Consider the following 12,779-nt stretch of genomic DNA (forward strand, 5'->3'; position numbering starts at 1 on the left):
GCCCATCTACATTGAGTCTCATTTCGCGAAGCTCAAGATGACGCTGTAGTCCTCCACAGCACGCTTCGCGTCGTTCAAAATGAGGTCACCAGATTGCAGCCAGGCGTGGGCTCTGAACGGGGGCTGCTTCACACCAACGAGGAGCTCGAGCGATGCGATGTAGGGATAGAAAAACAGATACCCCCCTACGGAATCCTCAAGGCAGCGCGGGCGGCGGAACCGAAGATTGCGCAGATGTTGGAATACGCTGGCGTAGTAATCGATTGTTTCGACTCCCATTGACGCCGGTGCTGTTCCCCGACGCGAGGCACGTAAAAAGTCGAGTTGACGAGCGATGGTCTGGCTGCGAACGAAGCGAGCAGCATGAGCCGCACGCGCATAGTGCCACACCAGATGGAGGGGTGGGAGAAAGGCTGGCGGTGAACTCAGGCAATCGCGCAACTTGGCCGTCGTCTCGGTTAGCCGTTCACGCTCCTCCGGACAAGCTGCAGAAGTGCTCGCCATGCTGTAACGATTGGATTGCAGGTCGAGGCTGATCCAACGCCCGTTAGACCACGCATGAAATATGTCGCTCACAGCAGCGATCCCTTGGCCACCGCCTCAAACTGATGGGATGGGCCGAAGCCCATCCCATCAAGACGGTCCGCGTCAATCGGACTCATCCACGAAATAATAATCGCCGGTCGTGTGTTCTGCGCGCCACGAGCCCCCAAAGCCTTTTGTGAGCTCGGTGGCGTCCCCGAGGTCCTGCACCGTGTCATTGATAGCGGTTTCATTGATAGCGGTTGTATTCATCCACTTTCTCCAGAGTGACCGGCATATCGCCAGCGCGCGGAAGCTAGCATCGTGATATAAAATAGGGCTTTTATTTTCTGAGTATGATCTCGAGCGATTTGAAAAATAGTTTGACGTTGCGGAGGATGCGGGATGGGCGACGAGGCAATTAGGTGGCGCGTTTGCGGCCAGCGGCCGAAGGGACGATGATTCAATCACCTATAGCGCCTGAGTAGAGTTACCGGCACGGAAGGCGTCTAGTTCAATGGTAGCAATTCCATGGCCAGCGACCGCTTCGCGCTGACAGACAGTACCAGATCCAGTGCAGGCAGCCGATCTGACTTAAGCAAAGTCTAATCCGACTTCGTCACCGCGCAATGCCGCGACAGTTTCCGTCGCCGTGCGAAAGCTTGCTCAAAATGATCGCGATATTTGCCGAATCAGGCACCATGCTGCTGGGCTTGCAAGCCGCCAACCACTTTTGGCTTGGCATCGGGTCCGGCGCAGCAGCGCACCGACCCGTCTAACCGAACATAGATCTCTCAGCCGGCTTGGCGTTCTGGTAACGCTGCGTGATTTACGGCAGCAACTCCCGCTGAGGCGCGTCACGTTGCGCTTTGAAAGCGACGACGAAGACCTCAAGCCCGGCCGAGGTTAAACCGTTCTCAGTGACGAGACCCAGCCGCATGAGGTTGACCGCTGTCTCCATACATGGAACCTCCGCCAGCCGAGCGGACGCCCAGCGGTCCGCTTGCAGGACGCCTTCCAACAATGATGAGAGAGCTTTTACTGATCGTGTCGCCCCCGTGCAGTGGATCGTGTGACTTTGCCGGGCTGGCCGCGTTTGTTTGGAATTCTGCAGAACGATCTCGGTCAGCGCATATTGTCGCCGTTATGTCGCCCATTCTTCGCGATTTTGCAGAGAAACAACCTGGCCTTTCGATTAAAAGGAGGGGCCAAACAGGAGATTGCATATGAAGGTCGGGGTCCCTAAGGAAATCAAGACGCACGAATACCGCGTGGGTCTGACCCCTGGCGCCGTCCGCGAATATGTGGCTGCCGGTCACAATGTACTGGTCGAGACCAATGCGGGTGCCGGCATTGGCGCGAGCGATGACACTTATCGCAAGGCCGGCGCGACGATTGTCGGCTCAGCTCGTGAGGTCTTCGCATCCAGCGAGATGATCGTAAAGGTGAAGGAGCCGCAACCTTCTGAATGGACTCAGCTGCGCGAGGAGCAGATCCTTTTCACGTACCTGCATCTGGCGCCAGACCCGGAACAGGCGCGGGGACTCCTCAAGTCTGGATGCACCGCTATCGCCTATGAGACCGTGACGGATGCGCATAGCGGGCTTCCGCTGCTTGCGCCGATGAGCGAAGTCGCGGGAAGGCTTGCGGTCGAAGCGGCAGGCAGCGCCCTGAAGCGCTATAGCGGCGGGCGAGGGCTGTTGATCGGCGGCGTTCCTGGCGTGCAGCCGGCCCGCATCGTCGTGATCGGAGGCGGCGTTGTTGGGACACATGCGGCCCGAATGGCCGCTGGCCTGGGCGCCGAGGTCACGATCCTCGACCGTTCGATCCCCCGCCTTCGCGAGCTGGATGAACTGTTCGAAAGCCGCGTTCGTACCAGATTCTCGACCATAGATGCCCTCGAAGAGGAGGTCTTTGCAGCCGACGTTGTCATCGGCGCGGTCCTCGTCCCCGGTGCAAGCGCACCGAAACTCGTGAGCCGCAGCATGCTAGGCTCAATGCGCAAGGGATCCGTCATCGTTGACGTCGCCATCGATCAAGGCGGCTGCTTCGAGACATCGCGCCCGACCACGCACGCCGATCCAACTTACGAGGTGGATGGCGTCATTCACTATTGCGTCGCCAATATGCCCGGAGCCGTCCCGCTCACATCGAGCCAGGCACTGAACAATGCCACACTGCCCTTCGGGCTGGCGCTCGCCAACAAGGGTTTCGCGGCGGTGCTCGAGAATCCGCATCTGCGGGCAGGCCTCAATGCGTATCGCGGCCGGCTTACTTACAAGGCTGTAGCCGAGAGCCTCGGCCTGCCATTCTCCCCGATCGAACAGGCTGCGGCCTGATCCCAGAAGTCCCTATGGGACGTTTCCTCCCTCACTTAAGGGCCGCTCCTTGGAGTGGCCCTTTTTTTGTGCCCGGCATGTTCGGCAGCTTGGAGGTGGAAGCCCTCTACTTTTGGATAGCTATGAAATCCCCCACGGGATCGAATCAACGTGAATCATCCCCTGAGCGAACTCGCGTGGATGACTAGTAAGTGCATTACAACCCAAAGATCCGAAGGAGACGCACTCAGACCAAGCCCACGCTTCGCCGGGGGTGTTACGGCTCGATACGTTCCGACCAGAGCGATATCGTCTTCGATTTACCCCGATACTTATCGCTGGTCGATCAGTTCCTTGCCGGCGAGGGCGAGTTCAGCTTCGTAGACCGCGCGATCAGTCACCTCGATACGCTCGATATAGTCCCACGGGCTCCTCAGTATCGCGGCTCTAACGTAAAGACATCCGTCTCAGACCAGGTGGCAGGCGACGAACCGGCCGGGCGCAACCTCCTTCAAAGGCGGTCTTTCCGCGCAGACAGGCTTGGCTAAAGGACAACGCCCTCTCAGCTTGCATCCAGGCGCGATATCGATAGGGTTTGGAATTTCCCCGGACAAAGCGAAATCGTCGCGCTTTGCGTCGGGATCCGGAACTGGAATGGCCGCCAGCAAAGCGCGCGAGTAGGGATGCAAGGGCTTTGCAAACAGATCCTTTGTGCCCGACATCTCCACAATGCTGCCGAGATACATCACCGCAACGCGGCTCGCCAGGTACTTCACAGTGGCCAGGTCGTGGGAAATAAAGAGGTAGGACAACCCGAGTTGTTCACGCAGCTTCTCCAACAGAAGAATTGCCCGCGAGCGTAGTGATACGTCCAGTGCGGAGGTTGGCTCGTCAAGAACAACGAAGCGGGGATTCGTTGCAATGGCCCTGGCTATATTGACCCGCTGGCGTTGACCGCCCGAAAGCTCGTGCGGATAGCGGTCCAATAGATCGCGGCCGAGCCCCACCTCCTGCATGAGCTCCTCGATGCGGTCGCGCCGCTCCTTCGCCGGAAGCTTGGTATGAAGCGTGAGCGCCTCCTCCACCATCCGTCTCACCGATAGTCTGGGATTGAGCGAGGCAGTAGGATCCTGAAACACCATCTGGATGTCGCGGCGCAAAGGCTTCATGGCATGCGCATCAAGCCTCGCTATGTCCGTGCCATCATAGCAGACAGATCCCGCCGTCGGCTCGATTAGCCGGACCAGGCACCGCGCGACTGTCGATTTTCCACAGCCGGATTCGCCGACCAATCCAACCGTCTCGCCGGCTTCTATATCGAAGGAGACAGAGTCAACTGCCCGCACGACGGGCTGATCCTGACCTCGCAGGCGTGCGAGCGTCCCGGCCATCCCGCCGAGCGGAAAGTGCATTTGCAGATCACGTATCTCAACAAGTGCCACGGCGTTCCTCGAATCCATAACATGCTACAACATGGCCGGGGGCGGCCTCGATCATCGCAGGGCGTGCCGCGCGACAGCGATCCATTACCCACTCACAGCGTCCTGCGTAACGGCATCCGCTCGGCGGGTTGACCAGGGAAGGAACCGACCCCGGTATGGGCTCTAAGACGACGTCCCGATCGACCCTCGGTATCGATCGGACGAGCGCCTTGGTATAGGGATGGGCGGGATTATGGAACAGCTCCCGCACGGGGGCGCATTCCACCACTTGGCCCGCATGCATAACGGCAACGCGGTCGCATATCTCGGCAACGACGCCGAGATCGTGCGTGACCAGCATGATCGCCGCACCTGTTTTCGCGCTCAATTCGCGCAGCAGATCGAGAATCTTGGCCGCGATTGAAACGTCGAGCCCGGTCGTTGGCTCGTCCGCGAGCAGGAGCTGAGGTGAGGTTGCAAGAGCCATAGCGATCATGATCCGCTGGCACATCCCTCCCGAGAGCTGATGCGGGTATTGCTTGGCTCGCTTTTCCGGCGCCGGAATGCGCACAAGGCGCAGCATCTCGAGCATTTTCTTGTCCGCCTCTCGTGCCGACAAGCCGGCGTGGACCATCAGCAAGCGTGAGATCTGCTTTCCAACGGTCAGAAGCGGGTTGAGGGCGGTTCGCGGCGTCTGCGATACCATCGCGATCTTTGCGCCGCGCATGCGCCGCATCTGTTCCTCAGGGAGCGTACCCAGATCAACTCCGTCAAAGTGAACGCTTCCGGAGACGACGCGCCCTGGGGGACGGATCAGGCGCAGAATGGCGAAAGACGTGACTGACTTTCCCGACCCGGACTCGCCGACCAGCCCGAGAACCTCGCCCCGGCGGATCGTCAGGTTGATGTGGTCGACTGCTTCAATGGCACCCTGGTTTATCTGAAAGTGGACGGTCAGATCAGAAATCTCAAGCAGCTCGGTCATCTCAATCCCCTCATGCGCGGGTCAAGCAAGTCACGGAGTCCGTCGCCGATAAGGTTGAATGCGAGAACGGAAATCATGATGGCAAGGCCAGGAAACAGGAACAGCCACCATTCTCCCGTGACGATCTGTGAGGCACCTTCCGCGGTCATCACGCCCCATTCGCTCTGTGGCGGCTGAATTCCAAGGCCAATGAAGGAGAGCGAGGCCATCGTCAGAAGCGCAAAACCCGTCGAGAGGGTCGCCTGCACAATCAGCGGGGGAAGGCAGTTCGGCAGCAGGTGAATGAACACAATCCTCCAGGTCGGATTGCCGAGCGTGCGAGCAGCATCGGCATATTCCATCTCCCGGAGCCGAAGCATCTCTCCACGGGTCAGCCGCAGATAAGCCGGGATTTGTGTGATCGAGATGGCAATTGCGACATTGGTGGTGGAATTGCCAAGCCCTGCCGTGATGCCCATGGCCAGTACGAAGGCCGGGAAGGCCATCAGAGCGTCGACGACGCGCATCGCGATCGTATCAGCCCACCCCCGGCTGTATCCGACGACTGCTCCAAGCAACCCTCCGATTGAAACGGCAACAAACGTTGCTGCAAAGGCAACCAGCAGGTCGACCCGGGCCGCAAAAATGATTCGCGAGAGTTGATCGCGGCCGAACTCGTCAGTTCCAAGCGCATGCTGCCAGGAAGGCGGCTGCAAAGAAGCTGCAGGGTCGGTGGCATCGGGCGGGTAGGGCGCCACGATCGGCGCCAATATCGCAGCCGCCGCGATCAGCACGATCACGCACAGTGCCGCAAAGGAAACAGGATTGCGCTGAAGCCGCTGCCACACCAGAGATGAAGCCGGTTGCGAAATCGAAGAGGAGAATGATGAGGACATCAGCTGAACCTAATCCGGGGGTCAACGAGGCCGTACGCGATATCGACTGCCAAATTGACCATGACACACGTCACTGCGACGAAGAGGATGAAAGACTGGATCGGAGCCGAGTCCTTCGTAAGCAATGCAGTCACCGCGTAATTGCCAATGCCGGGCCATGAGAACACGCTTTCGACGACCGCATTTCCGGCCATCAAGAATCCAAAAACGATTCCGGAAATAGTGATGACAGGTATCAGCGCATTTCGCAGCGCATCCCGATAAATCACCGTTCTTCGCGGCAATCCGGCCGCCCAGGCCGCCTTGATGTAGTCGGACTCGAGGATCTCAAGCATGGTGGACCGCACCATGCGTGCGACTGGCGCGATCGCGCTGAGCCCGAGGGTCGCTGCAGGCAGCATGAGCTGATGCAGACTTGATCGTAAGGTGGTCCAATTGCCGGTAAGCAGGGAGTCGATCACATAAAGTCCGGTTATGTGTGCGGGAGGTTCTATGCCGGATCCGAGGCGCCCCAGCGGTGAGGGGGCCATGTTGAGCATGTAGAAAAAGACGTAAACGAACAGGAGCCCGGTCAGGAAGCTCGGCATGGCGACACCCATGATGCCGACCACTCGTCCGATATGGTCGATCAATGTGTCGCGATGCACCGCTGACAAGACCCCAAGAGGCAGTCCGATCACGATCGCGATGAGAAGGCTCGCCAGATTGAGCTCGAGAGTGGCGGGCAGGCGCTGCAGAAAGTCCTGAGACACCGGCCGTCCCGTCGAGGCACTCTCGCCAAGATCGCCTTTGAAGATGCCCGAGACGTAGCGGTAGTATTGCTCTGGAAACGGGCGATCCAGGCCCATTTGGTGCTCCATTTCAGCGAGATGTTCGGGCGTGGCAAACGGGCCCGCCTTGACCATGGCCGGATTGCCCGGGAGTAGGTAGGTGAGGGTAAAGCAGATCACGCTGACCCCGAACAAGGTCGGCAGAGCCAGCGCAAACCGTCGCATGACATAATTGAAGAAACCCATTGGAGCGCTCTCCCGTTTAATACGAAGATGACGTGCTCAGGCGAGCTTCATGCTGAAAAAGCGCTCATAACTATCCCAACGCTTCTCAATGCCAACGAGGTCGGATCGCATGACGCGGGTCCAGTTCTCGTACCAGAGGTGCCCCCAAACGGCGTCGCCGATGATGATCTCCTGCAGGCGTTTTGCCGCCGCCAGACGCTTGCTGGTGTCGGTTTCATGCATGTTCTCATCGATCAGCTTGTCGACTTCTGGATTGGAATAGAACGAGGTGTTCGTGCCCTTCGCTGTGCTGTGGAAGTTGAAGAACAGGTGATAGAAGGGATCGTTGATCCAGGACTGCCAGGACTCTATCGAAAGCTGGTGATCGCCTTTGGTTGCGATTTGGCGGAAGGTGGCTTCGGTTTCCTTGACGATGTTCACCTTGAAGCCGATCTTCTCCAGCTCGGTCTGGAGCCAGATCGAGGCCTGCTCGTGCGGCTGCCATCCAGCGCGTACCGCAAGGTCTATCGGAACCGGATCCTTGCCGAAGCCCGCCTCGCGCATCAACTCCTTGGCCTTTGCGATGTCGTACTTGTAGGGACTGATCGTGTTGTCGTAACCGGGCGTCAAACTAGGTACAGGGCTCTTCATCTCGGTGCCGAAACCATACAGCACGCTCGGGATGATCGCCTGGACCGGGATGGCGTAGTTGATGGCCTGCCTCACTTTGACATTGTTAAGCGGAGCCTTCTGCGTGTTCATGCAAAGCCAGTGACACAGGGTGTCCGGCACGGAGACTGTCTTCAAACCTGGCTCCGCCTCGAGGCTCTTCACATTGCGCGGAGACAGCGTTGATCTGCCGACGACCATGTCGATGGCTTTGCGCTTGAGCAGCAGCACGCGATCGGCTTCGTTCGGCACATATTTGAGAACGATCCGATCGAAATAGGGGTGACCACGCCAGTGATCAGCCTGCGCTTCCAGGACGACTTCGACGCCCGGCTGGTTCTTGACTAGTTGATACGGCCCGACGCCGGCCGTATTTCGCTTCAACCAGTTGGCGGCCCAGGGATCGTCTGCGTTCGCATTCGCCTTGACCTCATCCGGATCAAGCAGCGCGTTGTTCATAAGCGCCATCATGTCCAGCGCCATCGGGCTTGGCGAGGGCATATTGATCTCGATCGTGAAGTCGTCGCGCACCTTGAACTGCTCGGGCTTGGTTACCCCAAGAAGGCGCGGAAACAGGAGGCGCATATAACCCGGCGACTGCAGCCCGCGGTCGAGGAGATACTTCACGGTCGTGGCGTTGACGTCGCGGCCGCTCGGTAATTTCAGGCCTTTGCGGATGTTCAGCACCAGCGTGGCGTTGCCATTTTCGAAGGACCAGGACTGAGCGATGCCGCCCTCGATCTCGCCAGGCTTTGCTTGCGACACTCCCGGCTTTCCCTCGACCGGCTGCACCTTCCACATCAGCGGACTGTCGTAAACGTTTGCCTGCACCGTGTAGCCGGCCGACGTCTTGAACGAGGCCGGATCGAGCGTGTCGATGTCGGCATCCCAGGCGACTGTCAGCGTTCGCTTTTCTTGTGCGGCAGCTAAACGAGCTGTGCCCGTGAATGTGAGCGCCGCGACGCTGGTTGCGGCGAACTTCAAGAAATCCCGACGGCGCGTGTCCCTGTTCATCTCATTCCCCTCCTGACTGTGCGCGAAAGATTTGCCGGTCGTCCGGTGCGCGATGGCTTGCATTATTGTCATCGTCCTGCTATTGTCAACTAAGTTTCAATATACGAAACTAGGTGATCAAAAAATGGGCGCAATTGAAAATGCCGCGCAAATCCTTAGACTTTTTGGGCCCGGCAGGCTTGAAGTCTCCGTGACAGAAGTCTCGCAGTTATTGAGTATGCCCAAAAGTTCAGCATCTCGTTTGCTGAAGACGATGCTGGTTGAGGGGCTCCTGTCGCGCTCGGAAAATCCTCCGCGCTACAAGGTTGGAAATTTGCTTTTTGAGATTTCGCGCCTCTACAAGCTGAACTCCTCCTTGATCGACGCGGTCGATGAGGCCGTAAAGGAGATCACCCGGGAGACTGGGCATACCGGTTATGTCTCGATCCTTGATGGTGCGGATGTTCTGGTCATCCGGATGCACCAGGGGTCTCATGCCTTGCGCGTATTCACGCCGCTGGGCCAGCGTGCTCCTGCATTTGCGACTGCGATTGGGCGCAGTCTGCTCTCGCGCTTTCCAGATAATGTGGTGCGCTCCCTTCATCCTGAAGGCGTCACGCCGCCTTCGCCGCGCGCCCCTCAAAATGTCGACGAGCTGGTGGCGGCGCTGGATCAGCCGCGCCGGTTCGGCTGGGCCGAGGCCCTCGATGAAGCGATCCCCGGGGTCGGCTCAATCTCCGTGAGCGTCTCCGATCCAGAAATCCGCGAGACGGTGGGCTTCTGTATTTCCTATCCAGCCTCGCACATGAGCGATGAGGAGAGGAATCGTGCGATCACGCTGCTTACGACTGCCGCTGAGCGTATCGCGCACCGCTTCGGCGATCAGTTTCTCATGCAGCGTGCGCAGCGCGCCCTTGGTGGTGGCGGCCCGGTTGCTGCTTGATCCGGTTTTTTGTCGCCGCAACTGACGCGGCTCGGAGGCTATAGATGAGACAATTGAGTCCGGAGGATATCGAGGCGCTCTCCGTCGGCGCCTGGATTCTCGGAACGGGTGGCGGCGGGAGTCCGTATCACGCGCTCTTGAGCATGCGGAGTTACTACAATGAAGGCGTTCGCGTAGATCTGATCGATCCCGACGAGCTGGACGATGATGATGCGATCGCGGTTGTCTCCATTATGGGCGCGCCGCTTGTTTTCCAGGAGCGTCTGGTCGACAGCAGGCTCATCGCGCGCGCCGTGTCGGCCATGGAGGAGCATCTTGGTCGCAAGTTCAGGGCGGTGATGGCAGTCGAAATCGGTGGCGGCAACGGCATGCAGTCCTTGCTCGCTGCCGTCCACCTGAAAATTCCAGTTGTCGACGCCGATGCGATGGGGCGTGCCTATCCTGAGGCGCAAATGACGAGCTTTGCGGTGGGCGGTCTCGCTCCCTATCCGCTGACCTCCGTAGACCCGCGCGGTAATGAGGCGATCGTTGGCAAAACCTCCTCCTGGAAATGGATGGAACGTGTGAGCCGAAAGCTTTGTACCGAGTTCGGGTCCATCGTCGCGACCTGCAAGGCGCCGCGCACCGGTGCTGAGGTGAAGAAATGGGCCATTCCCCGTACCACATCCAAAGCCATCAATCTCGGGCGGGCGGTTGCCGAGGCCAACCGGCAGCACGCTGACCCGATTGCAGCCATTCTGAAAGCGGAATCCGGCAGGTTCCTGTTCTCTGGCAAGGTCGTTGAAGTCGAGCGGCGGACAACGGAGGGCTTCCTGCGCGGCCGCACAGTCGTGGAGGGGCTTGGCGATGATCACGGCAGCCAGATCCGGATCGATTTCCAGAACGAGTGGATCGTCGTGTGGCGCGATGGGCGGGCGCTCGTCTCGACGCCCGACCTCATTTGCGTTCTCGACAGTGAATCCGGCGAAGCGATCGGAACGGAAACCATTCGCTACGGCCAGCGGACAACCGTCATCGCGCTGCCGGCGGCTCCGGTCTTCCTCTCGCCGCGCGGGCTCGACCATGTCGGCCCCCGCGCTTTTGGTTATGACATCGATTTCAAGTCGGTATTCTGCTCATGAGACGCATTGGGATTGACGTAGGTGGCACCAATACGGATGCCGTGCTGATCGACGGCGGAAAAGTCGTTCAAGGCGTGAAGGTCGCCACCACGGCCGACGTCACCAGTGGTGTGGCTGCGGCCATCGGGGCGCTCGATCTGAGTGCCGAGCATGCGAGCGGTCTCGACGCGCTGATGATAGGTACGACCCACTTCATCAATGCGGTCGTTCAGCGCCGTCATCTGACGAAAGTGGCAGTAATCCGAGTTGCACTCCCCGCCACGAGCTCCCTGCCGCCCTTTACCGACTGGCCGGCTGGGCTTGCCGAGCTCGCCAATGGCGGGGTCTTTCAAATCGAAGGCGGCCACGATTACGACGGGCGCAGGTTCGCCCCTCTGGATATCGCGGCAGCCAAGCGAATTGCGCGCGAAATCGGCAATCTCGGCCTCAAATACGTCGTGGTCAACGCACTGTTCTCTCCGCTTGATCCGTCCGACGAAGAAGCGGTCGCCGCCATCCTGCGCGAAGAAATCCCCGATGTGTCGGTGACCTGCGCACATTTGCTCGGCGGGATCGGATTGCTCGAACGTGAGAACGCCGCAATTCTCAATGCCTCTCTCATTGCGCTTGCTCGGGAGACCATCACGGCTTTTGAGCAAGCCAAGTCAAAGGTCGGGCTGAACGCGCCGCTTTTTGTCACGCAAAACGACGGCACCGTCGCGGAGGCCTCGCGTGCCGCCGCATACCCTGTGTTCAGCTTCGCCTCCGGTGCGACCAACTCGATGCGCGGTGCGGCCTATCTTTCCGGGCTCAAAGATGCGGTGGTGGTTGACGTCGGCGGAACGACGGCGGACTTTGGCTACTTGCGGAACGGCTTTCCCCGTGAAGCCAACACGGTCGTTCATATTGGAGGCGTCAGGACCCTATTCCGCATGCCGGACCTCGTTTCCATCGGACTTGGTGGCGGCAGCCATATCGACCTTGGAGCGGCAGCCATCGGGCCGCTCAGCGTTGGGTATCGCCTGTCCACGGAAGCGCTGGTGTTTGGCGGCAATCGCGTGACCTCGACCGACATCGGCGTTGCCGCCGGACTGATCGACCTTGGCGATCGCAAGCGTGTGGCACACATCACTGCCGATGACGTGAAGAGGGTTCTGTGCCGCTGCAAGGAGATGCTGGAAGAGAACGTCGACCGGATGAAGACAAGCGCTTCAGACGTCACGCTGATTGCGGTCGGGGGCGGCGCGTTTCTTGTTCCGGAAGAATTGCAGGGCGTCGGGCGTGTCGTTCGGGTTCAACACGGGGGCTGCGCGAATGCGGTTGGCGCAGCCATTGCGCAGGTCAGTGGTGAAGTCGATCAGGTGTTCCAGGGGCTGACGCGAGACGAGGCGGTTGCTTCAGCACGCAAGCTTGCCGATTCCCGGGCAGTGGAGGCCGGCGCGGATTCGGAATCGCTTGCCCTGGTCGAGGCAGAGGATACGCCGATCGCCTATCTGCCCGGAAATGCCATGCGCGTGCGCGTCAAAGTCGTCGGCAATATCCGATCAACCCGAATTGGGCAAACAGCCAAGGAGAAAGTCACATGCCAGTCCGTTTCCTGATCAGCACGCTCAAGGAAGGGGTCGACCCAGCGGAATATGAGGCCTGGGTCCGCGAGCGCGACTACGCTCTCGTGCGGAGCCTCGACAATTACGTGAGCTACAAGGTTCATCGCATTCGCCGCCCCATCCAGGGCGCCGAAAACTCGACGTGGCAATACATCGAAAGGATCGAGGTCAAAAGCCTGGAGCAACACGACAGGGACCTTGCCTCACCGGCTGGTGTTGCGCTGCGAGAGGAGCTCTATGGCAAGTTTCTCGATCGCTCGAAGAACATCTATTTCGTCAGCGACGAGATAGAATGATCTGTGCTCCGCGTTGAGCTCTGCCTAGTCCAAGAACGTAAGCGCAAACAGGACA

The 12,779-nt window shown here is 59.3% G+C and carries 13 protein-coding genes; 5 read left to right on the plus strand and 8 right to left on the minus strand.

From position 1 onward, the window contains the following. Positions 1–18: 18 nt before the first annotated feature. The 3 genes from I6F09_RS24920 to I6F09_RS37605 all read right to left on the minus strand — a co-directional run bounded on the left by I6F09_RS24920 (position 19) and on the right by I6F09_RS37605 (position 1,483). Positions 19–576, minus strand: coding sequence for a lasso peptide biosynthesis B2 protein (locus tag I6F09_RS24920; RefSeq protein ID WP_225131370.1), 558 nt, complete (start codon positions 574–576; stop codon positions 19–21). 72 nt (positions 577–648) lie between these two features. Next, positions 649–795, minus strand: coding sequence for a hypothetical protein (locus I6F09_RS24925; RefSeq protein WP_225131368.1), 147 nt, complete (start codon positions 793–795; stop codon positions 649–651). Positions 796–1,351: 556 nt separating this feature from the next. Next, positions 1,352–1,483: a hypothetical protein gene (locus I6F09_RS37605; RefSeq protein WP_275945364.1), complete on the minus strand. Its 132-nt coding sequence runs from the start codon at positions 1,481–1,483 to the stop codon at positions 1,352–1,354. Positions 1,484–1,748: 265 nt separating this feature from the next. On the opposite strand from I6F09_RS37605, the gene ald reads away from it, so the two are divergent. Beyond that, complete coding sequence (gene ald / locus I6F09_RS24930; protein WP_225131366.1) at positions 1,749–2,861, plus strand: alanine dehydrogenase; 1,113 nt, start codon at positions 1,749–1,751, stop codon at positions 2,859–2,861. A 446-nt stretch (positions 2,862–3,307) separates the two neighbouring features. Here ald and I6F09_RS24935 read toward each other — a convergent pair whose 3' ends face one another. Genes I6F09_RS24935 through I6F09_RS24955 form a run of 5 tightly spaced genes read right to left on the minus strand, consistent with a single transcriptional unit; the run spans position 3,308 to position 8,862 of the window. Beyond that, a complete protein-coding gene (locus tag I6F09_RS24935; RefSeq protein WP_225131364.1) occupies positions 3,308–4,282 on the minus strand; it encodes an ABC transporter ATP-binding protein in 975 nt (324 codons plus the stop codon). Continuing rightward, entirely contained in the window at positions 4,269–5,246 is a 978-nt protein-coding gene (locus I6F09_RS24940) for an ABC transporter ATP-binding protein (RefSeq protein WP_225131362.1), read from the minus strand. The genes I6F09_RS24935 and I6F09_RS24940 overlap by 14 nt, the downstream gene beginning before the upstream one ends. Further along, positions 5,243–6,121 (minus strand): ABC transporter permease, encoded by an 879-nt coding sequence (locus I6F09_RS24945; protein ID WP_225131360.1) that lies wholly within the window; start codon positions 6,119–6,121, stop codon positions 5,243–5,245. Before I6F09_RS24945 ends, I6F09_RS24940 begins: the two co-directional genes overlap by 4 nt. Further along, entirely contained in the window at positions 6,121–7,137 is a 1,017-nt protein-coding gene (locus I6F09_RS24950) for an ABC transporter permease (RefSeq protein WP_225131358.1), read from the minus strand. The genes I6F09_RS24945 and I6F09_RS24950 overlap by 1 nt, the downstream gene beginning before the upstream one ends. Positions 7,138–7,173: 36 nt before the next feature. Beyond that, positions 7,174–8,862: an ABC transporter substrate-binding protein gene (locus I6F09_RS24955; protein ID WP_225189276.1), complete on the minus strand. Its 1,689-nt coding sequence runs from the start codon at positions 8,860–8,862 to the stop codon at positions 7,174–7,176. On the opposite strand from I6F09_RS24955, the gene I6F09_RS24960 reads away from it, so the two are divergent. Genes I6F09_RS24960 through I6F09_RS24975 form a run of 4 tightly spaced genes read left to right on the plus strand, consistent with a single transcriptional unit; the run spans position 8,852 to position 12,724 of the window. Further along, positions 8,852–9,721, plus strand: coding sequence for an IclR family transcriptional regulator (locus I6F09_RS24960; protein ID WP_225131354.1), 870 nt, complete (start codon positions 8,852–8,854; stop codon positions 9,719–9,721). The two genes, I6F09_RS24955 and I6F09_RS24960, sit on opposite strands and share 11 nt — an antisense overlap. A 44-nt stretch (positions 9,722–9,765) precedes the next feature. Continuing rightward, complete coding sequence (locus I6F09_RS24965) at positions 9,766–10,842, plus strand: DUF917 domain-containing protein (protein WP_225172926.1); 1,077 nt, start codon at positions 9,766–9,768, stop codon at positions 10,840–10,842. Next, positions 10,839–12,422, plus strand: a complete 1,584-nt coding sequence (locus tag I6F09_RS24970; RefSeq protein WP_225172925.1) for a hydantoinase/oxoprolinase family protein — start codon at positions 10,839–10,841, stop codon at positions 12,420–12,422. The genes I6F09_RS24965 and I6F09_RS24970 overlap by 4 nt, the downstream gene beginning before the upstream one ends. Further along, positions 12,404–12,724, plus strand: a complete 321-nt coding sequence (locus tag I6F09_RS24975; protein ID WP_225131341.1) for a hypothetical protein — start codon at positions 12,404–12,406, stop codon at positions 12,722–12,724. The genes I6F09_RS24970 and I6F09_RS24975 overlap by 19 nt, the downstream gene beginning before the upstream one ends. Positions 12,725–12,779: the final 55 nt, after the last annotated feature.

It is taken from the genome of Bradyrhizobium sp. IC3195 (assembly GCF_020193585.1).
GTDB classification, from domain to species: Bacteria; Pseudomonadota; Alphaproteobacteria; order Rhizobiales; family Xanthobacteraceae; genus Bradyrhizobium; species Bradyrhizobium yuanmingense.

Bases quoted from the DNA above. Each gene is read 5' to 3' on its own strand.
- I6F09_RS24925 (WP_225131368.1), bottom strand. From the start codon at position 795: ATGAATACAACCGCTATCAATGAAACCGCTATCAATGACACGGTGCAG.
- I6F09_RS37605 (WP_275945364.1), bottom strand. From the start codon at position 1,483: ATGGAGACAGCGGTCAACCTCATGCGGCTGGGTCTCGTCACTGAGAAC.
- ald (WP_225131366.1), top strand. From the start codon at position 1,749: ATGAAGGTCGGGGTCCCTAAGGAAATCAAGACGCACGAATACCGCGTG.
- I6F09_RS24940 (WP_225131362.1), bottom strand. From the start codon at position 5,246: ATGACCGAGCTGCTTGAGATTTCTGATCTGACCGTCCACTTTCAGATA.
- I6F09_RS24945 (WP_225131360.1), bottom strand. From the start codon at position 6,121: ATGTCCTCATCATTCTCCTCTTCGATTTCGCAACCGGCTTCATCTCTG.
- I6F09_RS24950 (WP_225131358.1), bottom strand. From the start codon at position 7,137: ATGGGTTTCTTCAATTATGTCATGCGACGGTTTGCGCTGGCTCTGCCG.
- I6F09_RS24960 (WP_225131354.1), top strand. From the start codon at position 8,852: ATGGCTTGCATTATTGTCATCGTCCTGCTATTGTCAACTAAGTTTCAA.
- I6F09_RS24955 (WP_225189276.1), bottom strand. From the start codon at position 8,862: ATGCAAGCCATCGCGCACCGGACGACCGGCAAATCTTTCGCGCACAGT.
- I6F09_RS24965 (WP_225172926.1), top strand. From the start codon at position 9,766: ATGAGACAATTGAGTCCGGAGGATATCGAGGCGCTCTCCGTCGGCGCC.
- I6F09_RS24970 (WP_225172925.1), top strand. From the start codon at position 10,839: ATGAGACGCATTGGGATTGACGTAGGTGGCACCAATACGGATGCCGTG.
- I6F09_RS24975 (WP_225131341.1), top strand. From the start codon at position 12,404: ATGCCAGTCCGTTTCCTGATCAGCACGCTCAAGGAAGGGGTCGACCCA.